Genomic DNA, 20,184 nt, shown 5'->3' with positions numbered 1-20,184 from the left:
GGCGGGCCGACGCGGCCCGCCCGCTCCTTTCGGCGGGGCCGTCCGCGCGGAGGCAAGCGGTGCTGCGCGGACCATTGACGCGCAAGTGGTTCGATTCTACGGTCCGTTCGAACTTGCGATCGCCGTTCGGAATCCCGAACGGCCTCCCCACCCCCACCGCAAGGAGAACCCCGCATGAGCCGCACCCTCCGCAAGCGCACCGCCCTCCTCGCGATCCCCGCCGCCGCCCTCCTGGCGCTGATGCCGACCACCGCCTCGGCGTACCCCAACCCCGGCTACGTCACCGGGTCCGTCGTCACGCACGACCCCTCGATGATCCGGACCTCCTCCGGCCAGTACCTCCTCTACGCCACCGGCGACGGCATCACCAGCAAGACCTCCACCGACCGCACCGCCTTCTCCGCCGGCGCCGACGCGTTCTCGTCCCGCCCGAGCTGGTGGCGGAACTACTCCGCCGAGCCGGAGGCCTGGGCGCCCGACATCTCGTACCACGGCGGCAAGTACCTGATGTACTACTCCGTCTCGTCGTTCGGTGAGAACACCTCCGCCATCGGGCTGGCCGGCTCCACCACCGGACAGCCGGGCAGCTGGACCGACTACGGCACCGTCTACACCTCGAACTCCTCCAGCGACTACAACGCCATCGACCCCAACCTCTTCGTCGACGACGACGGCAAGTGGTGGCTGTCCTTCGGCAGTTGGTGGACCGGGATCAAGATGATCCAGATCGACCCGTCCACCGGGAAGCAGCTCTCCTCCAACACCACCCGCTACTCGCTCGCCTCCCGCCCCTCCGGGACGAAGGCCGTCGAGGCGCCGTTCATCGTCAAGCGGAACGGCTACTACTACCTCTTCGCCTCGTACGACACCTGCTGCGCCGGCACCAGCTCCACCTACAAGGTCAAGGTCGGCCGCGCCACCAGCGTCACCGGGCCGTACCGCGACCGGAACGGCGTCTCGATGATGAACAACGGCGGCACGCCCGTGCTCGAGTCGCACGGCAGCGTCATCGGCCCCGGCGGCCAGTCGATCATGAACGACGTCGACGGGGACCTGATCGTCTACCACTACTACGACGGAAACGACAACGGCACCCCCAAGCTCGGCATCAACCTCCTGAACTGGAGCAGCGGATGGCCCGTCGCCTACTGACCCTGCTGGCCGCGCTGCTGCTCGCCCTGACGCTCGGGCAGTCGTCCGCGCAGGCGGCCTCCTTCGCCAACCCCGTCAAGGCCCAGAAGGGCGCCGACCCCTGGATCGTCCGCCACGACGGGAACTACTACCTGATCAGCACGTCCTGGACCGACGTCATCACCATCCGCAGGTCACCCACCCTCGGCGGCCTCGCCACCGCCCCCAGCGTGCAGGTGTGGCAGGGCGACGCGGCCTCCCGGTGCTGCAACATCTGGGCGCCGGAACTGCACTACCTCAACGGCCGCTGGTACCTCTACTACGTCGCCGGGCAGAACGTCGCCGACTACAACCCCACCCAGCGCAGCCACGTGCTGGAGAGCGCGGGCTCCGATCCCATGGGGCCCTACACCTACAAGGGACAGCTCAACTCCTCCTGGATGCTGGACCCGACGGTCGCCACCATCAACGGGCAGCTGTACCTCTTCGGCAGCACGCACAACGGCACGCAGAACATCGTCGCCGCGCGGATGTCCAATCCGTACACGGTGAGTTCGTCGTTCTCGACGATCTCCACGCCCACCCACGACTGGGAACGGCAGGGCGGGACCGTCAACGAGGGCCCCGAGATCCTCCAGCGCGACGGGCGCACCTTCCTCGTCTACTCGGCGAGCGGCTGCTGGACTCCCGACTACAAGCTCGGCCAGCTCACTCTCACCGGGTCGAACCCGGCCTCCGCCTCCTCCTGGACCAAGAAGTCCACGCCCGTCTTCCAGCGCAGTGACGGCAACGGCGTCTACGGGCCCGGCCACAACGGGTTCTTCACCTCGCCGGACGGCTCGGAGAGCTGGATCGTCTACCACGCCAACGACTCCGCCTCCGAGGGGTGCGACAACGGGCGTACGGCGCGGGCGCAGAAGTTCACCTGGAACTCCGACGGGTCACCGGACTTCGGCACACCCGTGCGGCTCGGAGCGAGCCGGGCCGGGCCCTCGGGGGAGCCGTCCGGCACCTCCACCACGTACACCCTCACCAACCGCAACAGCGGCAAGTGCCTGGACGTGGCGGGCGGTTCGTCCGCCGACGGTGCCGATGTGCAGCAGTACGCCTGCAACGGCGGCGCCAACCAGCGGTGGCGGCTGGAGGACCTCGGGGACGACACCCACCGGCTGGTCAACGTGGCCACCGGCAAGGTGCTCGACACCGAGAACTGCTCCTCAGCCGACGGCGCCGACCTGCGGCAGTGGTCGTGGCTGGACAACACCTGCCAGCGGTTCCGGTTCGTGGCGACGGACAACGGTCACGTCCGCATCGTCAACCAGGCCACCGGCAAGGTCGCCGACGTCGCCGACTGCTCCACCGCGGACGGCGCCGACGTACGCCAGTGGACCTGGCTGAACAACGGCTGTCAGCAGTGGCGGCTGAACCCGGCGTAATACCTGTACGAGGTCGGCGTGAGGCCCGTACGAGGTCTCACGCCGGCCTCGGGGGCACTGCCTCGGGGGTCACTCCGCGCTGTCGTGGCCCCGCAGGTGGAGCGAGCGGAGGGCCACCTCGATGGCGAAGCGGTGGTCGGGGTCGGCGAGCCGGTCGCCCAGATAGGTGTCCAGCATCCGCAGGCGGTAGCGGACGGTCTGGGCGTGCACGCCCAGTATCTCGCCGACCTGCTCGGCGGGCGCCCGGGTGGAGACGTGGACCCGGAGGGTCTCGACGAGCCGGTCGCGCCGCCTGGCGGGCAACTCGTCGAGCGCGGCCAGTTCACGCGCCGCGACCCGGTCGACGAGGGCGGAGTCGGACAGCAGCCACAGGGTCGTCAGATGGTCCTCGCAGCGGATCAGCGGGGCGTCGGGTATGACATCGTCGTCAACGAGCTGGAGCACACGACGGGCCCAGCGGACGGAGTCGGCGGCCTGCGCGATCGGCACGGTCAGGCCCACCGCGGCACGGGTGCCGGTCAGGGCCGTACGGATCATGTCGAGGCGCCGGGGGGTGAGGTCCCCGGGCACGAGCAGGTGCGGCTGCGGTATGTCCAGGTCGGCGAGGACGTCCCGGTCGAGTCCCGCCTGGATGTGCTCCGGCGCCGGAGGGCGCAGGGCGACGAGGAAGCACGAGCGGGGCAGCTCCCAGGCGGCGGCCTTGCACAGTTCGGAGAGGGTCGTCCGGGGCATCGGCGAGGAGGCCAGGAGGAAGTGTAATAACTGCCTCCGTAACGCCGACTCCTCGGAGGCGGCCCGCTCCCGCACCTCCGCGTACCCCTCGCGGGTGATCGCCTCCAGCTCCTCGACGTACGCGAAGAGGGCGTCGGCGAAGGCGAGGATCAGCGCGGGGGAGAGGCTGTACTGCCGTCCCAGGGTCTTGGCCCGGCGCAGTGCGATGCGGGCGCCGAGCCGGTAGGCGCCCTGGAGGACCTCCAGGTCACGGCCCTCGTAGGCCTCCACCCGGCCGAACCTGCGCAGCAGTTCGTCCCGCAGCTCCGAACTGCTGCCGGGGTCGGCCACCCGGTCCACGAAGGCGGTCAGCGCCTGTTCGACGCCCTGGCGGATCGCGTCCCCGTCCGGGCCGTTGAGCAGCCTGCCGTACACCGGGTAGGTGCGGGTGACCTCGGTCCGTATCTCGTTCAGCAGCCCCGGAAGCAGTGGCCGCATGAAGGCCGCGAACTTCTTGGGGAGCGGGTCGAGCGGTTCACCGAGCACCGAGGGACGCGCGCTTGAGGGCATGAGTGATCCCCTTGCTCTCCGACATGTCCGGTGGGGCGGCCGGCCGGGCCCCGCCCTCGTCGGGCGGCACCCGGACCGGTCCACCGGTGTTCACCGGCTTGGCAAGCTGACGGTAAATCAACTTTGTTGTGTTGTACATCACTTGTGGAGGAATCGCGTCACGGTTGTGAGAGTCGGCCGCCGGGGCGGCCGCGCGGTTCTGGTCCCGTGGTGGCTACTCGGCGGCGGAGTGCCAGTTCTCCGCCAGGACCTTGCCGGCGTCGGGGGCGACGGTCCCGGGGGCGTTGAGGCCGGTGAGGTGGGTCTGCGTGTCATTGAGGGTCAGGCTGTTGTTCCCGGAGGCGGAGGGCAGCCCGGTCTTCGCGTTGACCGCGGCGTTGATCAGGCCGACGTTCAGGCCGCAGCCGGTGGCGCCGGGGACGGCGAAGGTGCTGTCGTTCTGGGTGGCGCCGGTGAGGTCGATCCGGCTCATCTCGCCGGCCGGGTCGAGGGTGCCGTCACCCTGGAAGAAGGTCATCCCGAACGCCGGGTACTCGCGGTTCTCGGGGCGCAGCACGATCGGGTCGGCGGCCGTTCCGATGTAGCACTTGCTGCCGAGGAGCGGGTTCTCCAGGTGGATGCGGACCGGCAGGGCGATGATGGGTGCGTCCGTGAGGACGCCCGCGGTCTGGTCGAAGGCGTAGGGCGCGCCGACGGACTCCATGGTCGCGGTGATCTTGTTGAGGCTGGAGTTCTCCAGCGACTCGCAGATGCCCGTGATCACGAAGATGTCGCTCGGGCACATCAGGCCGAGCAGCCCGCCGGGCACGGTGGCGGGCTCGGCGACCAGCGCGCCGGAGGCCGGGGCGACCACGCTGCTGGTGCCGTCCGCGTTCTGGACGACGCCGATCTGGAGGTTGGTCCTGCCGGTCGTCACGATGGTGTCGCCCAGCTTGATGGAGCCGCTCGCCGAGGTGGAGACCACGCACTGCGGGGTCTTGTCGAAGCCGTCGGCGGCCAGCATCGCCGGGGCGTCCACGGGACAGCGGGTGAAGGGCGCCCACTCGCCGTTCAGCGCGGGGTCGGCGGCGGTCGCCGTGCCCAGGGAGGCGAAGGCGCCGAGCGCGGTCAGCGCGGACACGGTGGCGAGCCGGGTGCGGGCGGGGATCGGGGGCATGGTGGTGGCCTTCCGTGGAGGTGGGGACAGGGGGGGTCAGTGCTCGGCGACGGGGATCTCGTAGGGCTGGAGGTCCTCGGTGCACTGGCCTTCGTTGGTCGGGCTCGGGAACACGGGGGCGGCGATCGCGCACGTCTGGCCCTGGACCTGCTTGATGAGGTTGCCGGGACCGGAGACGGAGGCGGTGAGCAGGCGGTCGAGGTCCTCGCCGTCGGTGCCGCAGCCGGTGAAGGCGGGAATGGTCGCCTCGCCGGACAGCGTGCCGCCGCTCAGCAGCAGGTAACCGGTGGCCGGCTGGCCGATGATCTGCTCGCCCCGGCCGTACAGCACCAGGTGGTCGCCCGGGAAGTTCGCGGGGTCCGGGTCCTCGGAGACGAGGGGCGTCTCGGTCCGGCACCCGGAACCGACGTCCAGGGGCGTTCCGTTGACCTCGAGATCCAGCACGTGCAGGACCAGCGGGGCCCGGACGTAGGTGTCCGTGATCGTGGTGAAGTCGGTCAGGCGCATCTTCATGCGCGAGTCGATCCTCATGGGACCCGTCTGCTTCAGCACCATGGTGGCCTTCACCGGGGCGAAGTCGAAGGACAGGAAGGTCGCCTCGAAGGGCGGTGTCTGCTCGCGCTCCTGGTAGTGGAAGTTCGCGTACGACACGGTGTCGAAGATCAGGTACTCCGGGTCGGGGGGACCCATCACGGGGATCCCCTGCTCGATCAGCACGCACGACGGCGGCAGGTACGCCGCGCCCTTCAACTTCTTCACGTTGGCGTAGCCGGTGACGTAGGCGTTGAGCGACACGTCCGTGGGCGGGTGCTGTTCGTCGTAGCGGCACGGCGGTACGTCGCGGTCCGCGGCGGTGCCGGGCGAGTTCTCCAGCACCTTCGGCGACCGGTCCCCCTGCCGCTCCTCCGGCCGCTCCCCCCGCCCGTCCCCCGGTGAGCCCGATGGCTCCGCGGACCCGGACGGGGAAGGCGAGCCGCTCGCCCCGGGGCCGCCCGTGCCGACCGGTACGGTGGCCAGCAGCCCCTGGTCCGGAGCGTCCTCGGCGAGGGAGCAGTCGACGGTCAGCGCGCCGGGGCCGGCGGCGGACGGGTCCGCCGGGTCCGCCGTGCCGAGCGCCAGGTCGATCGCGAGGTCGCCGGCGGTGAAGGTCAGGTCGCCGTCGCTCCGGCCGGTCACCGAGGGGACGTCGCCCTTCGTGGTCAGTGCCAGCGGCCCGGAGGCGGGAAGGGCGACGGGTTCGGCGTGTCCGCGCCAGGTCGCCGTGGCCGTCGCCGCGTTCTGGGCGACGCCCACGGCGAGCCGGGTCGCCGCCCGTACCTCGGCCGCCTCACGCGCGGTGAGGTCCGCGACGGCCTCCGCCGGGAGTTCCACGGTGGTGGTGACGCCGGTGGGCGAGAACGCCTCGCCGCTCTCCGCCCGTTCCGGGAAGTCCGCCGAGATCCGCACCGTCGCGGGCAGTTGTCCCGAGGGGAGGGTACAGACGTAGGGGAGCTCGGCCTCGACCTCCTGGGGCCCCGTGGCGGAGGCCGTGGTCGGGATCAGGGCGGCGAGCACGACGAACGCGGCGATCGACGTGGTCCGGGCGCGGGCACGGGAGGGCCGCGGGGCGGCGGCTCGTTGGACTCTCATACAACTCCGCTCGATAGGAGACCGGTGTCGGCGGGACGCGGCACGGAGCCCGCGAACGCCCGGCCGGGGTCGCCGGCCGGGCGGACGTGGGCGGGAGCGGTCTACGGGTTGGAGCCGACGATGGTCGGGATGGCGCCGGTGCCCGCCACCTTGACGGCGTAGTTGCCCTTGAAGGTGGGCTTGGTGTTGACGGTGACGATCGCCCCGCAGTTGACGGGGTTGCTGACCTTCAGCTCACCGGCGACGCTGTTGACCGCCAGGACGCCGGTGGAGTTGGTGTAGGTGGCCGAGGCCTCGCCCGTCACCGTGAACTTGCAGGCGCCGGCGGTCACGTTGGCCGTGACGTTGCCGACGTGGCCCGTGGTGACACCGGTCGAGGCGTTGTAGTCCTCCGCGACGACGTCCCAGGGGGTGACCGACGTGGTGGTGACGTTGCCCAGGACACTGGTGCACGGCGAGCCGGAGGCACCGAAGTTCATGGTGGTGATGTCGGCGACGTCCGCGGGGTTGCCGGTGGCGCTGTTCATCACGCCGGCCGCGTTGGAGGTCGTACAGGTCATCGGGATGGTGGCGGTCAGCACGATGTTGCCGACGTTCACGGCCTGGAACGAGGCCGGCGAGGGGGTGACGGTCCACACCGTGGAGGGCACCGCGGAGGACGGGCCGGCGGCGAGACCCAGCGCCGACGCGGCCGCGCACACCACGATGGCCGACCTTCTCGTGTTCTTCTTCATGACTCGGACGCTCCTTGAGGGTTGACCTGCAGTGAGCGGTGACGTTACTCGCCGGAAACTTAGCCGAACAATGCGGTTGTCCATGATTCTTTTAAAAGTGGAACAAGCTGTTTCCCCAGTGAGTGATTCACGGTTCGCCTTAGTCACGTGCTGCCAAGGCGGAAGCCTTCGGTGGAGATGATCACGCTCTCCGGGCGCTCCCCGTACCGGGGGTCGTGACACTCACCCGCCGACAACATCGGTAGGGTTTTTTGTGTCCCGCGTGACAGGTTCCGGATGGCCGGAGTCGGTATCCCGGAAAACTCGGATTCCGGTGTTGCCCGCCGAGGTTACCCGGCCGTAACGTGCCGGTGTGGTGCTCGGTTCCAGGTCGGTGGCCCCCGTCGGCCGGAGCCATGACGGGCGCTTTCCGGCCCCCCTCCCACCGGGCTCGGGCGTCCGTCGGCAGGGTCTCACGGATCCACACCCCCCGTAGCCGCGGGACCCTGCCCTGTCTCCCCGGAGACAAGTGCGGGGCCGGTGTGTTGTGTGCGCGGTGACAAGTTCCGCAGGGCCGGCGGGGATCCGGCGCCGCACCCGTTGTCAGTGCGCTCCGCGCCGACTTAACGTGCGCCCGCGGCACATATCCGATTGACGTCCGCTGGAGGTGATATGGGAATCGAAGTGGTGGTCGAGGGCCTGACCAAGTCCTTCGGTGAGCAGAGCATCTGGCGGGACGTGACACTCACCCTTCCCGCCGGGGAGGTGAGCGTGATGCTGGGTCCGTCCGGCACCGGGAAGACCGTTTTCCTGAAGTCGCTCATAGGGCTGCTCAAACCCGAGAAGGGCCGTGTCCTCATCGACGGGGTGGACATGGTGAACAGCCCCGAAAGGGATATCTACGAGACCCGTAAATTGTTCGGTCTCATGTTCCAGGACGGGGCCCTCTTCGGGTCCATGTCCCTTTTCGACAACATCGCCTTCCCGCTGCGCGAGCACACCCGCAAGAAGGAGTCCGAGATCCGCCGCATCGTCATGGAGCGGATCGAGGTCGTCGGGCTGCTGGGCGCGGAGGGCAAGCTTCCGGGAGAGATCAGCGGAGGCATGCGCAAGCGGGCCGGACTGGCCCGCGCGCTCGTCCTCGACCCGCAGATCATCCTGTGCGACGAACCGGACTCCGGACTCGACCCGGTCCGCACCGCCTACCTCTCCCAGCTGCTGATCGACCTGAACGCGCAGATCGACGCGACGATGCTGATCGTCACCCACAACCTCGACATCGCCGCCACCGTGCCCGACAACATGGGGATGCTCTTCCGGCGCGAACTCGTCACCTTCGGCCCGCGCGAGGTGCTGCTCACCAGCGACGAGCCGGTCGTGTCCCAGTTCCTGGGCGGCCGGCGCGAGGGCCCCATCGGGATGTCCGAGGAGAAGGACGCGGCCACCCTCGCCGCCGAGGCGGACGCCGCCTCCTCCGCCCCCGCCGCACCCCGGGTGATCGTCCCGCAGCTGGAACCGTCGCCCGGCCTCCCGCAGCGCCGGGCCGTCGCCCGGCGGCGCAACCGTGTCATGAGCATGATCGACACCTTGCCGCCCGCCGCGCGCTCCGCCATCCGGGACACCTACGCGAAGAACCCCGAGGCGGCCACCCTGCCGATGCCCACCACCGGGAGCGGCGCGTGATCACCGGCGCGCTGCGGCAGACCGGCCGGCTCTTCGCGCTCGCCGCCGAAGTCGCCCGCGCCGTCTTCCGAAGACCCTTCCAGTTCCGCGAGTTCGTCGAGCAGTTCTGGTTCGTCGCGAGCGTGACCATCCTGCCCGCCGCCCTCGTCTCGATCCCCTTCGGCGCCGTCATCGCCCTCCAGGTCGGCTCCCTGACCGAGCAGTTGGGCGCCCAGTCGTTCACCGGCGGCGCCAGCGTCCTCGCCGTCGTCCAGCAGGCCAGCCCGCTCATCGTCGCCCTGCTCATCGCCGGCGCCGGCGGCTCGGCCATCTGCGCCGACCTCGGCTCCCGCAAGATCCGCGAGGAACTCGACGCGATGGAGGTCATGGGCGTCTCACCCGTGCAGCGCCTGGTCGTGCCCCGCGTCCTGGCCGCCATGGGCGTGGCCGTCCTGCTCAACGGCCTGGTCTCCGTCGTCGGCATCCTCGGCGGCTACTTCTTCAACGTCGTCATGCAGGGCGGCACCCCCGGCGCCTACCTCTCCAGCTTCTCCGCCCTCGCCCAGCTCCCCGACCTGTACATCAGCGAACTCAAGGCGCTGGTCTTCGGGTTCATCGCGGGCATCGTCGCCGCCTACCGGGGCCTCAACCCGCGCGGCGGCCCCAAGGGCGTCGGCGACGCCGTCAACCAGTCCGTCGTCATCACGTTCCTCCTGCTCTTCTTCGTCAACATGGTGATGACGGCCGTCTACCTCCAGATCGTCCCGCCGAAGGGAGGCTGAGGTCCGATGGCCTCCCCGCTCGTCTGGCTCGACCGCTCCGGCGACCAACTGCTCTTCTACGTCCGCGCCCTGCTGTGGATCCCGCGGACCCTGCGCCGTTACCTCAAGGAGGTGCAGCGCCTGCTCGCCGAGGTGGCCTTCGGCTCCGGCGGCCTCGGGATCATCGGCGGCACCATCGGCGTGATGATCGCGATGACGCTCTTCACCGGGACCGTCGTCGGACTCCAGGGCTACGCGGCCCTCGACCAGATCGGCACGGCCGCGTTCACCGGATTCGTCTCCGCCTACTTCAACACCCGCGAGATCGCCCCCCTCGTCGCCGGACTCGCCCTCTCCGCGACCGTCGGCGCCGGCTTCACCGCCCAGCTCGGCGCCATGCGCATCAACGAGGAGGTCGACGCCCTGGAGGGCATGGGCATCCGCTCCATGCCCTACCTGGTCACCACCCGCATCATCGCCGGCGTCGTCGCCATCGTCCCGCTCTACGCGATCGGGCTGCTCTCCTCCTACGTCGCCTCCCGCTATGTGACCGTCCTGTTCAACGGACAGTCCCGGGGGACGTACGACCACTACTTCAACCTCTTCCTCTCCCCGACGGACGTGCTGCTCTCCGTACTGAAGGTGCTGATCTTCAGCGTGATGGTGATCCTCGCCCACTGCTACTACGGCTTCCGCGCCTCGGGCGGCCCCGCCGGCGTCGGCGTCGCCGTCGGCCGGTCCGTGCGCAACGCCATCGTGCTGATCAGCGTCACCGACTTCTTCCTGTCGCTCGCCCTGTGGGGCGCGACCACGACCGTGAAGGTGGCGGGGTGAGATGAGCGGACCCCGCGGATCCCGAGGACACGGAGGCCGGACGCTGCGCCGCCGGCTGGCCGGGGTGGTGTTCGTGCTGGTGCCGGCCCTGCTGATCTGGCTGTCCGTCGCCGTCTACGACAAGAAGTTCACCGACTCCGACCCGGTGGTCGTCGAGACCGGCAGCGCCGGCAACCAGATGCACCCGGGCGCCGAGGTGAAACTGCGCGGCGTCGTCGTCGGCGAGGTCCGCGCCATCGACGCCACCGGCGACGGCGCCCGGCTCACCCTCGCCATGAAGCCCGGCACGCTGGACGACGTACCGTCCGACGTCCGCGCGCAGATGCTGCCGACCACCCTGTTCGGCGAACGGTTCGTGGCCCTCGTACCGCCCGAGGACCCCTCGCCCGAGCCCCTGGCCGCCGGAGCCGTCGTCCCCCAGGACCGCTCCGAGAACGCCATCGAACTCCAGCAGGTGCTCGACGACGTCCTGCCGATGCTCACCGCCGTCCAGCCGCAGAAGCTCTCCGCGACCCTGTCGGCCGTCTCCCAGGCCCTGGAAGGCCGCGGGGACCGGCTCGGCGAGACGCTGAGCCTGCTGGACGAGCACCTGGCGGAGTTCAACCCCCACCTGCCCGCCCTCAACCGTGACCTCAGGGAACTCGTGAAGGTCAGCCATGTCTACGCGGACGCCGCGCCCGACGTCATCACGGCGCTCACCGACTTCACCACCACCAGCGGCACCCTCGCCGAGCAGGAGGCCGAACTCGCCGCCACCCTCGGCGCCACCACCCGGACGGCCGAGGACGTGACGGCCTTCCTGCGGAAGAACAAGGACAACATCATCCGGCTCGGCGCCGCCGGCCGGCCCACCCTGGAACTGCTCGCCGAGTACTCCCCGGCCTTCCCCTGCACCCTGCGCACCCTCGCCGAGTTCGTCCCGGCCATGGACAAGGCGCTCGGCAAGGGCACCGACCGGCCCGGCATCCACGTCGACGTCACCACCGTCGCCTCGCGCGGCGCCTACCGCCCCGGCCGCGACACCCCGGTGTACGACTCCGGCGGCGGCCCCCGCTGCCCCTCCGTGCCCTACCTCGGCTCGCTGCCCCGGCCCGCCGCCCCGGCCGCCGGCCCCGCGGCCGAGCAGGACCTCGGACCCGCCAACTCCCCTGCGGAGAACGACCTCGTCAACGAACTCCTCGCCCCCGCCGCCGGCAAGAGCCCCGGCGACCTGCCCGACTGGAGCAGCCTGCTCGTCGGCCCCGTCTACCGCGGTACGGAGGTGACCCTCGGATGACCACCGCCGACGACGCGCACACCCGGCGCCGCCCGCTGACCGGGCCGCTGCTCAAGTCCCTCGCCTTCGTGGTGGTCACCGCCCTCGCCACGACCGTGCTCGGCATCGGCGTCGCCAACACCGGCGTCGGCTCCGACACCGGCACCACCACCTACAAGGCCCTGTTCACCGACGTCACCGGACTCGTCGACGGCGACAGCGTGCGGATCTCCGGGGTGGAGGTCGGCGAGGTCACCGACGTGCGCGTGGTGGAACGGCGCACCGCGCAGGTCACCTTCACCGTCCGCGACGACCGCCGGCTGCCCCGGTCGACCACCGCCGCCGTGAAGTACCTCAACATGGTCGGCCAGCGCTACGTCTCCCTCGGCCGCGGCAGCGGCGACCTCACCGGCACCCTGGAGGAGGGTGGCACCGTCCCGCTGGAGCGCACCACGCCCGCGCTCGACCTGACCCTGCTCTTCAACGGCTTCAAACCGCTGTTCGAAGGACTCTCGCCGAAGGACGTCAACGAACTCGCCGGATCCATCGTGCAGGTGCTCCAGGGCGAGGGCGCCACCGTCGACAGCCTGATCCGCCACATCGGCTCGCTCAGTACGACCGTCGCCGCCAAGGACGAGGTGATCGGCCAGGTCGTCGGGAACCTCACCACCGTCCTGGACACCCTCAACGACCGCGAGGACAGCTTCGACGACCTCGTCGTCACCCTCCAGGAACTCGTCACCGGCTTCAACGAGGACCGCGAACCCCTCGGCAAGGCCGTCGCGGCCATGGGCGACCTGACCACCGTCACCGCCGACCTCCTCGAGGACGGACGGGAGCCCCTCGAACAGGACATCCGCGAACTGGGCCGGCTCTCGGCGAACCTCGGCGAGCACACCCCGCAGATCGAGGACTTCCTGGAGAAGACCCCCGCCAAGATGACCGCCCTGGCCCGCCTGTCCTCCTACGGATCGTGGTTCAACCTCTACCTCTGCGAGGCGCGCGTGAGCGGAGTCACCACCTCCGACGGCTCCGAACCGCCGACCGGCATCGCGATCACCGAATCGAGGTGCCGCGGATGAGACGCCCGCACATCAAACCCGTGAAAGAGCGCGACCCCGTCGCCGTCGGCGTCGTCGGGCTGCTCGTCCTCACCCTGATCGCCCTCCTCGCCTACAACGTCGACCGGCTTCCGTTCGGCGGCGGAACCGCCTACAGCGCCGACTTCTCCGAGGCCGCGGGCCTGGACGAGGGAGACGAGGTGCGCATCGCGGGTGTCAAGGTCGGCCAGGTCACCGGCGTCGCGCTCGACGGCGCCAAGGTGAAGGTCACCTTCGAGGTCGAGGACGCCTGGCTCGGCGACCGCACGACCGCCGCCATCGCCATCAAGACCGTCCTCGGCGACAAGTACCTGGCGCTCGACCCGCTCGGCTCCGGCCGGCAGGACCCCGGCAGCCGCATCCCGCTGACCCGCACCACCTCCCCCTACGACGTGACCCAGGCGTTCCAGGACCTCAGCGGCACCGTCGACGACATCGACACACGGCGGCTCGCGGAGAGCTTCGAGACCATCTCCGACACCTTCGAGGACTCACCGCCCCATGTGCGCAAGGCCGCCACCGGCCTGTCCGACCTGTCGCGGTCCGTCTCCGAGCGCGACGCGGAACTGGCCGAACTCCTCAAGGGCAGCGCCAGGTTCACCAAGACGCTGGAGAACAGGAAGTCCAGCTTCGAGACCCTCATCGAGGACGGCGGCTCCCTGCTCGGCGAACTGAGGGACCGCCGCGCCGCCATCAAGGCCCTGCTCAAGGGCAGCAAGGACCTCGGCACCGAACTCGGCGGCCTCGTCGAGGACAACGAGAAGCAGCTCGGCCCCACCCTCAAGGCCCTGAGCCGCGTCACCGGTGTCCTGGAGGAGAACAACACCCAGCTCGGCAAGACCCTCGCGCTGGTCGGCCCGTACTACCGCCTGGTCGGCAACACCCTCGGCAACGGCCGCTGGTTCGACAGCTACCTGTGCGGTGTCGTGCCCCGCGACTACCTGCCCGAGACCTCCCAGCCCGAGACCGGATGCCTGCCGCCGAAACAGCCGGCGGCGGCCCAGGGGAGCGGTGAGTGATGAACCGACGCGGAAAGATCCTCACCGGCGTGCTCGCCTTCCTGGTGCTCGCCGCCGGCGGCGTGGCCACCGTCCGGGCCCTCGCATCCGACGGCACCCGCATCACCGCCTACTTCGACCGCGCCACCGGCATTTACGCCGGATCCGACCTGCGCGTCCTCGGGGTACGGGTCGGCGAGGTGGAGTCGGTGCGGCCCGAGGGCACCACGGTCCGCGTCGGCCTCCGCCTGGACGAGGGGGTCAAGGTCCCCGAGGGCGCGCGGGCCGTCGTCGTCGCGCCGAGTGTCGTCGCCGACCGCTACGTGCAGCTCACCCCCGCCCACAGCACGGGCCCCGCCCTCGCCGACGGCGCCGTGCTGCCCGCCTCGCGCAACCGCCTCCCCGTCGAGATCGACCAGATCTACGAGTCGATCACCGAACTCGGCGAGGCCCTCGGCCCGGACGGCGCCAACGCCGACGGCGCCCTGTCCGAACTGCTGAGGACCGGCGCCGACAACCTCGACGGCAACGGCGAGGCCATCGGCGAGAGCGTCGAGGAGTTCGGCAAGGCGGCCAAGACCCTCGACGGCAGCAGCGGCGACCTGTTCAAGACCCTCGGCAGCCTCCAGACCTTCACCACCATGCTGAAGAACAAGGACACCGACGTGCGCACCGCGCAGGAACGCCTGGACGAGGTCGTCGGCTTCTTCGCCGACAACAAGGACGACCTCACCGGCGCGCTGGAGGAACTCGGCAAGGCTCTCGGCCAGGTCAAGACCTTCATCGAGGACAACCGGGGCGAGCTGAAGAAGAACGTCGACCGGCTCGTCCCCATCACCCGCACCCTGGTCGAGCAACGGGCCTCGCTGGCCGAGGCGCTGGACGTGGCACCGCTGGCCGCGGGCAACGTCGTAAGCGCCTACAACCCCGACACCCGCACCCTCGACGGCCGCGCCAACCTCAACGAGATCAGCATCGGCGGCCCGCTGCTGCCGCTGCCCGTGGCCGGTGCGTCCGACGGGCGGAAGGGGGACGGCCGATGAAGCGCGGCGCGCTCACCGCGGGCCGGGCCGCGGGCCTCACCGCGGGCGGACTGATCGCCCTCGGCCTCGGCTTCACCCTCGCCCTCGGCGCGGTCACCGTCGGACCGCCGCGCTTCGACGGCATCGAGGACCTGCCGCTGCCCGGCGGCGCCGACCTCGGCGACCACCCCTACACCGTCACCGCGGAACTCCACGACGTGCTCAGCCTGGTCCCGCACGCCGCGGTGAAGGTCGACGACGTCGCCGTCGGCCGGATCACCGGCATCGAACTCGGCCGCGACGACTGGTCGGCCCGCGTCACCATGGAGATCAACGGCGATGTGCGGCTGCCCGCCGACACCACCGCACGGCTCGAACAGTCCAGCCTGCTGGGCGAGAAGTACATCCAGCTCGTCGCACCCGCCGAGGAGACCGGAGCCGGCCGGCTGACGGACGGGAACGTCATCCCGCTGGCCCGCACCAGCCGCAACACCGAGGTCGAGGAGGTGTTCGGCGCGCTGTCCCTGCTCCTCAACGGCGGCGGCGTCAACCAGCTCAAGACCATCACCCGGGAGCTCAACGCGGCCCTCGGCGGCCGCGAGCCCGAGGTCCGCTCCATGCTGAAACGGGTCGACACCCTGGTGACCGACCTCGACGACCACCGGGGAGACATCACCGACGCCCTCGACGCCGTCAACCGGCTCTCCTCGACCCTCGCCACCCGCAAGGACGACGTCGGCACCGTCCTCACCGGCCTCTCGCCCGGACTGAAGACGCTGGAGAAGCAGCGCGGCTCCCTGCTGACCATGCTGCGCTCCCTCGACACGCTCTCCGGCGTCGCCGTCTCCACCGTCAACGCGAGCAAGGACGACATGATCGCCGACCTCAAGGCCATCGCGCCGACGCTGAAGGCGCTCGCCGACGCGGGCACGGACCTGCCCGACTCGCTCCAGGTGCTGGTGACGTACCCGTTCACCGACGAGGTGCTGCGCGGGGTGAAGGGCGACTACCTCAACGCGTACCTGAACATGGCCGCCGTACCGGGGACACAGGTGATCCCGCCGATCGAGGACCCGTCCTCGCCCTCCCCCACCCCCACCTTCACGGTGGGCGGCGGGACGGGCGCGGCGGGGAAGAAGCGGTCCTCCGGGGAGGACGACGGCGGGAAGACGGGCTCCGGGGCGCCGTCCGCCTCGTCCTCCGGGTCGCCGTCGTCGTCCGCGTCGCCGCCGGGGAGCTCTTCGCCCCTGCCGCTGCCCTCCGTGTCCGGGTCCGGAGGTGAGAGCAGGTGATCACCCTCGCCGTACGGCTGAAGAACCTCGCCTTCCTCCTCGTCGCCGTCCTCGCCCTCTCCTTCCTCGGCATCCGCTACGCCGACCTCGGCCGGTACGTGGGCGTCGCCGACTACTACACGGTGGACGTGCGACTCCCGCACACGGGAGGCCTGTTCACCCACTCCGACGTCACCTACCGGGGCGTCTCGGTGGGCCGCGTCGGCCCGATCGGCCTCACCGCCGACGGCGTCGTCGCCGAACTCCGCATCAAGAAGTCCGCCCCCCGCATCCCCGCCGACACCAAGGCCGTGGTCGCCGGACTCTCCGCCGTCGGCGAGCAGTACATCGACCTGCGGCCCGAGAGCGACGGCTCCCCCTACCTCGCCGACGGCACCCGCATCGAACAGGCCGACACCCAGGTGCCCGCACCCGTCACCGACGTCCTCACCAGCGTCGACGAGCTCGTCAGCTCCGTCCCGCTGGAGGATCTGCGCACGGTCGTCGACGAGTTCGGCAAGGCCTTCGAAGGGCACGGCGACGACCTCCAGGCGCTGATCGACAGCGGCGGCGACTTCGTCGAGGCCGCCGACCGCGCCCTGCCGTCCACCACCCTGCTCATCGACGACGGCGAGACCGTCCTGCGCACCCAGGCCCAGGAGGCGAAGGCCATCCGAGACTTCGCCACCGGGGCGGAGGAACTGGCCCGCGCCCTCAAGGGCTCCGACGCCGACCTGCGCCGCCTCCTCGCGGTCACCCCCGAGGCCGCCACCCAGGTCAGCGGCCTGCTGCGGGACCTCGACCCGAGCCTCGGCGTCGTCCTCGCCAACCTCCTCACCACCTCCGAGGTCGCCGTCACCCGGCAGCGCGGCATCGAGGAACTCCTCGTGAAGTACCCGGCGGCCGTCGCCGCCGGCTCCACCGCCGTCGACGGAGGGAAGCTGAACCTCGGCATGGCCGTCACCTTCTTCGCCCCCCTGCCCTGCACCGACGGATACGGCGCCACGCGCTACCGCAACGGCCTCGACCTCGGCACCGCGCCCGCCCTCAACACCGGCGCGGCCTGCACCGCCCCGGCCTCGGGCGGCTCGAACGTACGCGGTTCGGCGAACGCCCCGAAGGGCGGCGCGGTGCCCGAACCGGCCAGGCCCGGCTCCCTGCCCTCGGGCAGCGGCGGGACACCGGCGAAGGACGGGTCCGCGGCGCTCCCCGGCGCGCTCGCCCTGCCCGGACGGAGCGGCGAGGCACCGGCGGACCTGTCGGGACTCCTCACCCCGGCCACCGGTGGTACGCGATGAGGAGGGCCCGGATCCTCACCGGGGCAGGGCTCGTGCTGGCCCTCGGCTTCTGCGGCACCGGCGCGTGGACGTACGCGCAGGCCCGCACCGACGACTCGCTCGCGTACGGCCGGGAGCGGGACGAGGCGCTCGCCGACGGACGGGCGGGCATCGCGGCTCTCACCACGCTCGACGCCTCCACCCGGCAGCGGGCGGAGCAGGGCATCCGGGCCTGGCGCGCCGCCTCCACCGGGCCGCTGCGCGAGGAGTTGGGCCGTACCGACGCCGAGGCGGGCGCCTCGGCGCGCGGCACGGTCACCGAGGCCGCCGTCACCGCGCTCGACACGCGGTCCGGCACGGCCAAGCTCATCGCCACCGTCCGCGTCGAGGTCACGCCCGCCGGGACGAAGCGGCCGACCACCGACCGCAAGCGCCTGGAGGCGGTCCTGGCCCGCACGGGCGAGGGGGAGTGGAAGGTGAGGGCGCTGAGCGCGGTACCGGTCGAGGGCGAGAAGGAGGACGGCGACCGATGACGCTGACGCGACTGCTGCGCAGGGGCGGACCACCGGAGCCCGGCACGGAGGCGGACCCGGCGGGCGCGCCCGCCGGGAGGGAGGGCGGGGACGGGCCCGAGTCCGTAGCGGAGGAGGGCGGGCAGGAGCCCGGGTCCGCCGCCGGCGTGCCGGACGGTGCCCGCGCCCACCGCCCGCCGGACGGGCGGCTGCGGCGGGCCGCGGCCGTCACAGCCGTCGTGGTGCTCGTCCTCGGTGGCGGTGGCTTCTTCCACGGGGCCCACCAGTTGAGGTCGGCCGCGTCCGCCCGCAACCACGCGCTCACCGACACCGGGGCCACCACCCGCGTCGCCGGCGACGTCGGCAACGCCCTCGCCCGTGTCTTCTCCTACACGCCGGACGGCACCGCGGCCGCCGAGCGCTCCGCGCGCACCGTTCTCGACGGGCGCGCCGCCCGCCAGTACGAAACCCTCTTCGAGCGGGTCCGCGACGACCTCACCGAGCAGCGCGTCACCCTGAGCACCCGGGCCGTCCGCACCGGAGTGGTCGAACTCGACGGCGACGAGGCCCGCCTGCTGGTCTTCCTCGACCAGACCTCCCACAAGGGCGGGGGCGAGGCCGAGGTCACCACCGCGGCGGCCCAGCTCACCGTCACGGCCCGGTTCGAGGACGACCGGTGGCGGATCGTCGACATCAAGGCCCGCTGAACGTGCGCGGGAGACTGGAGCACCCCATGGAACGCGTGGTCCGCGCCCTCGCCGGAACCCGCTCCCGGCCGCTGCCGGCCCTGGTCCTCGCCCTCACCCTCGTGGCGGGCGGCTTCGCCGCGTGGGCCGGGCAGGACTGGTACCGCGCGGCCCACGACGACCGGGCCGCGTACGCCGGGCAACGGGACGAGGCACTCGCCGCCGGGGAGCAGGCCGTACAGAACCTCAACACGCTCGACCACCGCGACGTGGACCGGGGCCTCGACCTCTGGGAGTCGTCGACCACCGGCGAACTGCACGAACAACTGACCTCCGGACGCGCCGAGTTCGCCGAACAGGTGAAGGCGGCGAAAACGGTCACCACGGCCCGGGTGCTGTCGGGCGCCGTCACCGAACTCGACGACCGGGCCGGCCGCGCCCGGGTGCTGATCGCCCTGCGGGTCACCGTCAAGGCGTCCGACGGCGCGAAGACCGACAAGGACAGCCGCATGCTCGGCGAACTCACCCGGACCGACGGCCGGTGGAAGCTGAGCGCCCTGGGCCAGGCACCCGTGGGCGGCACATCGGCCGGCTGACCCGGTCCCGTACCGCGGCAGCCGGCCGCACCGAGGAGGACACCGCACCATGTCGACGACCCGCCACCACATCAACCGCCAGCGCCGCCGCCAGGCCCGCGAGACCCGGCCCGCCGCCCCCGCCGCCCCCGCCGCCCCCGCCGGCTCCGCCGGGGCCCCGGAGAGCACGGGAGGCCGGACCCGTACGCGCGGCACGGCGCTCCTGTCCCCCTCCGGCGCCTCGTCCCCGTCGCCGGCCTCCGCGCGGACGGCGGAACCGGTCGCGGCCGACGACGGGAAGGCCGGCCGGACCCGGCCGCGCCGGCCGGTGGGCCTCGTGGCGCTCTGCGCGCTGACCGTGCTCCTCGGCGGCTTCGCCGGCTGGGCGCACGCGGAGGCCGAAGCGCTCCGGGACGACCCCGCGCGACACAACACCGCCCTGACCGACCTGGCCCGCACCAGCGAGATCAAGGGGCAGACGGCCAAGGCCGTCGACGCGCTCTTCTCCTACGACCACACCGACCCCGGCGCCCTGGAGAAAGCCGCGGAGGACCTCCTCACGGGAAAGGCCGTCGACCAGCACGGAGCCCTGCTCGCCGACGTCCGCGAGCGGGCCGACGAACAGAAGGCGGTGATCACCACGACGGTCACCGAGAGCGCGGTCGAACGGATCGACGGCGACCGGGCCCGGGTCCTCGTCTACGCCGACCAGAGCAGCGTCGGCACCGCCGGGAGCACGAAGGACGCGAAGGACGCGGAGGACTCGAAGGACGCGAAGGACGAGGGCGTGTACGCGGGGGCCATGCTCGCCGTCGACGTCGTACACCGCGACGGACGCTGGCTCGTCTCCGGCATCGACACCTTCGGCCGCTGAGGACCGTACGA

Annotated in this window: 19 protein-coding genes; 15 read left to right on the top strand and 4 right to left on the bottom strand. The window is 71.3% G+C overall.

Annotated elements, in window-relative coordinates:
- Positions 1 to 174 precede the first annotated feature (174 nt).
- Together ACZ62B_RS23325 and ACZ62B_RS23320 are read left to right on the top strand one after the other, a co-directional pair.
- On the top strand, positions 175 to 1,152 hold the full coding sequence (locus ACZ62B_RS23325; protein ID WP_344564687.1) for an arabinan endo-1,5-alpha-L-arabinosidase: 978 nt from the start codon (positions 175 to 177) through the stop codon (positions 1,150 to 1,152).
- On the top strand, positions 1,134 to 2,567 hold the full coding sequence (locus tag ACZ62B_RS23320) for a family 43 glycosylhydrolase (RefSeq protein WP_469691915.1): 1,434 nt from the start codon (positions 1,134 to 1,136) through the stop codon (positions 2,565 to 2,567). Before ACZ62B_RS23325 ends, ACZ62B_RS23320 begins: the two co-directional genes overlap by 19 nt.
- 69 nt (positions 2,568 to 2,636) lie before the next feature.
- Here the strand turns inward: ACZ62B_RS23320 and ACZ62B_RS23315 are convergent, their stop codons facing one another.
- The 4 genes from ACZ62B_RS23315 to ACZ62B_RS23300 all read right to left on the bottom strand — a co-directional run bounded on the left by ACZ62B_RS23315 (position 2,637) and on the right by ACZ62B_RS23300 (position 7,367).
- Positions 2,637 to 3,848, bottom strand: coding sequence for a helix-turn-helix domain-containing protein (locus tag ACZ62B_RS23315; protein ID WP_344564691.1), 1,212 nt, complete (start codon positions 3,846 to 3,848; stop codon positions 2,637 to 2,639).
- 214 nt (positions 3,849 to 4,062) lie between these two features.
- Positions 4,063 to 5,004 (bottom strand): hypothetical protein, encoded by a 942-nt coding sequence (locus tag ACZ62B_RS23310; RefSeq protein ID WP_468725009.1) that lies wholly within the window; start codon positions 5,002 to 5,004, stop codon positions 4,063 to 4,065.
- 36 nt (positions 5,005 to 5,040) lie between these two features.
- Positions 5,041 to 6,633 carry a DUF6801 domain-containing protein gene (locus ACZ62B_RS23305; RefSeq protein WP_468725007.1) on the bottom strand — a complete coding sequence of 531 codons (1,593 nt, stop codon included), beginning with the start codon at positions 6,631 to 6,633 and terminating at the stop codon, positions 5,041 to 5,043.
- Positions 6,634 to 6,734: 101 nt separating this feature from the next.
- Positions 6,735 to 7,367: a hypothetical protein gene (locus ACZ62B_RS23300; RefSeq protein ID WP_344564697.1), complete on the bottom strand. Its 633-nt coding sequence runs from the start codon at positions 7,365 to 7,367 to the stop codon at positions 6,735 to 6,737.
- Between the two features lie 651 nt (positions 7,368 to 8,018).
- On the opposite strand from ACZ62B_RS23300, the gene ACZ62B_RS23295 reads away from it, so the two are divergent.
- From ACZ62B_RS23295 to ACZ62B_RS23235, 13 genes are read left to right on the top strand one after another with little or no spacing between them, the layout of a single operon-like run.
- Entirely contained in the window at positions 8,019 to 9,029 is a 1,011-nt protein-coding gene (locus tag ACZ62B_RS23295; RefSeq protein WP_468725005.1) for an ABC transporter ATP-binding protein, read from the top strand.
- Complete coding sequence (locus ACZ62B_RS23290) at positions 9,026 to 9,790, top strand: MlaE family ABC transporter permease (RefSeq protein WP_344564701.1); 765 nt, start codon at positions 9,026 to 9,028, stop codon at positions 9,788 to 9,790. The genes ACZ62B_RS23295 and ACZ62B_RS23290 overlap by 4 nt, the downstream gene beginning before the upstream one ends.
- Before the next feature lie 6 nt (positions 9,791 to 9,796).
- Complete coding sequence (locus ACZ62B_RS23285; protein WP_085574364.1) at positions 9,797 to 10,603, top strand: MlaE family ABC transporter permease; 807 nt, start codon at positions 9,797 to 9,799, stop codon at positions 10,601 to 10,603.
- Between the two features lies 1 nt (position 10,604).
- Complete coding sequence (locus ACZ62B_RS23280; protein ID WP_344564703.1) at positions 10,605 to 11,879, top strand: MCE family protein; 1,275 nt, start codon at positions 10,605 to 10,607, stop codon at positions 11,877 to 11,879.
- Positions 11,876 to 12,940 carry an MlaD family protein gene (locus tag ACZ62B_RS23275; protein ID WP_344564705.1) on the top strand — a complete coding sequence of 355 codons (1,065 nt, stop codon included), beginning with the start codon at positions 11,876 to 11,878 and terminating at the stop codon, positions 12,938 to 12,940. The genes ACZ62B_RS23280 and ACZ62B_RS23275 overlap by 4 nt, the downstream gene beginning before the upstream one ends.
- On the top strand, positions 12,937 to 13,977 hold the full coding sequence (locus tag ACZ62B_RS23270; protein ID WP_468724999.1) for an MCE family protein: 1,041 nt from the start codon (positions 12,937 to 12,939) through the stop codon (positions 13,975 to 13,977). Before ACZ62B_RS23275 ends, ACZ62B_RS23270 begins: the two co-directional genes overlap by 4 nt.
- Positions 13,977 to 14,999 carry an MCE family protein gene (locus ACZ62B_RS23265; protein ID WP_468878579.1) on the top strand — a complete coding sequence of 341 codons (1,023 nt, stop codon included), beginning with the start codon at positions 13,977 to 13,979 and terminating at the stop codon, positions 14,997 to 14,999. The genes ACZ62B_RS23270 and ACZ62B_RS23265 overlap by 1 nt, the downstream gene beginning before the upstream one ends.
- Positions 14,996 to 16,270: an MCE family protein gene (locus ACZ62B_RS23260; RefSeq protein ID WP_344564711.1), complete on the top strand. Its 1,275-nt coding sequence runs from the start codon at positions 14,996 to 14,998 to the stop codon at positions 16,268 to 16,270. The genes ACZ62B_RS23265 and ACZ62B_RS23260 overlap by 4 nt, the downstream gene beginning before the upstream one ends.
- The gene (locus ACZ62B_RS23255; RefSeq protein WP_344564713.1) at positions 16,267 to 17,547 is read left to right on the top strand and encodes an MlaD family protein; all 1,281 of its coding nucleotides are present in this window, start codon (positions 16,267 to 16,269) and stop codon (positions 17,545 to 17,547) included. The genes ACZ62B_RS23260 and ACZ62B_RS23255 overlap by 4 nt, the downstream gene beginning before the upstream one ends.
- A complete protein-coding gene (locus tag ACZ62B_RS23250) occupies positions 17,544 to 18,059 on the top strand; it encodes a hypothetical protein (RefSeq protein WP_468878583.1) in 516 nt (171 codons plus the stop codon). The genes ACZ62B_RS23255 and ACZ62B_RS23250 overlap by 4 nt, the downstream gene beginning before the upstream one ends.
- A complete protein-coding gene (locus ACZ62B_RS23245; protein ID WP_468889384.1) occupies positions 18,056 to 18,745 on the top strand; it encodes a hypothetical protein in 690 nt (229 codons plus the stop codon). Before ACZ62B_RS23250 ends, ACZ62B_RS23245 begins: the two co-directional genes overlap by 4 nt.
- A gap of 26 nt (positions 18,746 to 18,771) precedes the next feature.
- A complete protein-coding gene (locus tag ACZ62B_RS23240) occupies positions 18,772 to 19,320 on the top strand; it encodes a nuclear transport factor 2 family protein (RefSeq protein WP_468724988.1) in 549 nt (182 codons plus the stop codon).
- Positions 19,321 to 19,369: 49 nt separating this feature from the next.
- Complete coding sequence (locus ACZ62B_RS23235) at positions 19,370 to 20,173, top strand: hypothetical protein (RefSeq protein ID WP_469691910.1); 804 nt, start codon at positions 19,370 to 19,372, stop codon at positions 20,171 to 20,173.
- Positions 20,174 to 20,184 lie beyond the last annotated feature (11 nt).

Source organism: Streptomyces sp. NPDC053426 (genome assembly GCF_055585405.1).
The sequence above is the reverse complement of the archived record's forward strand: the minus strand, read 5'-3'. Positions and strand labels throughout refer to the sequence as shown.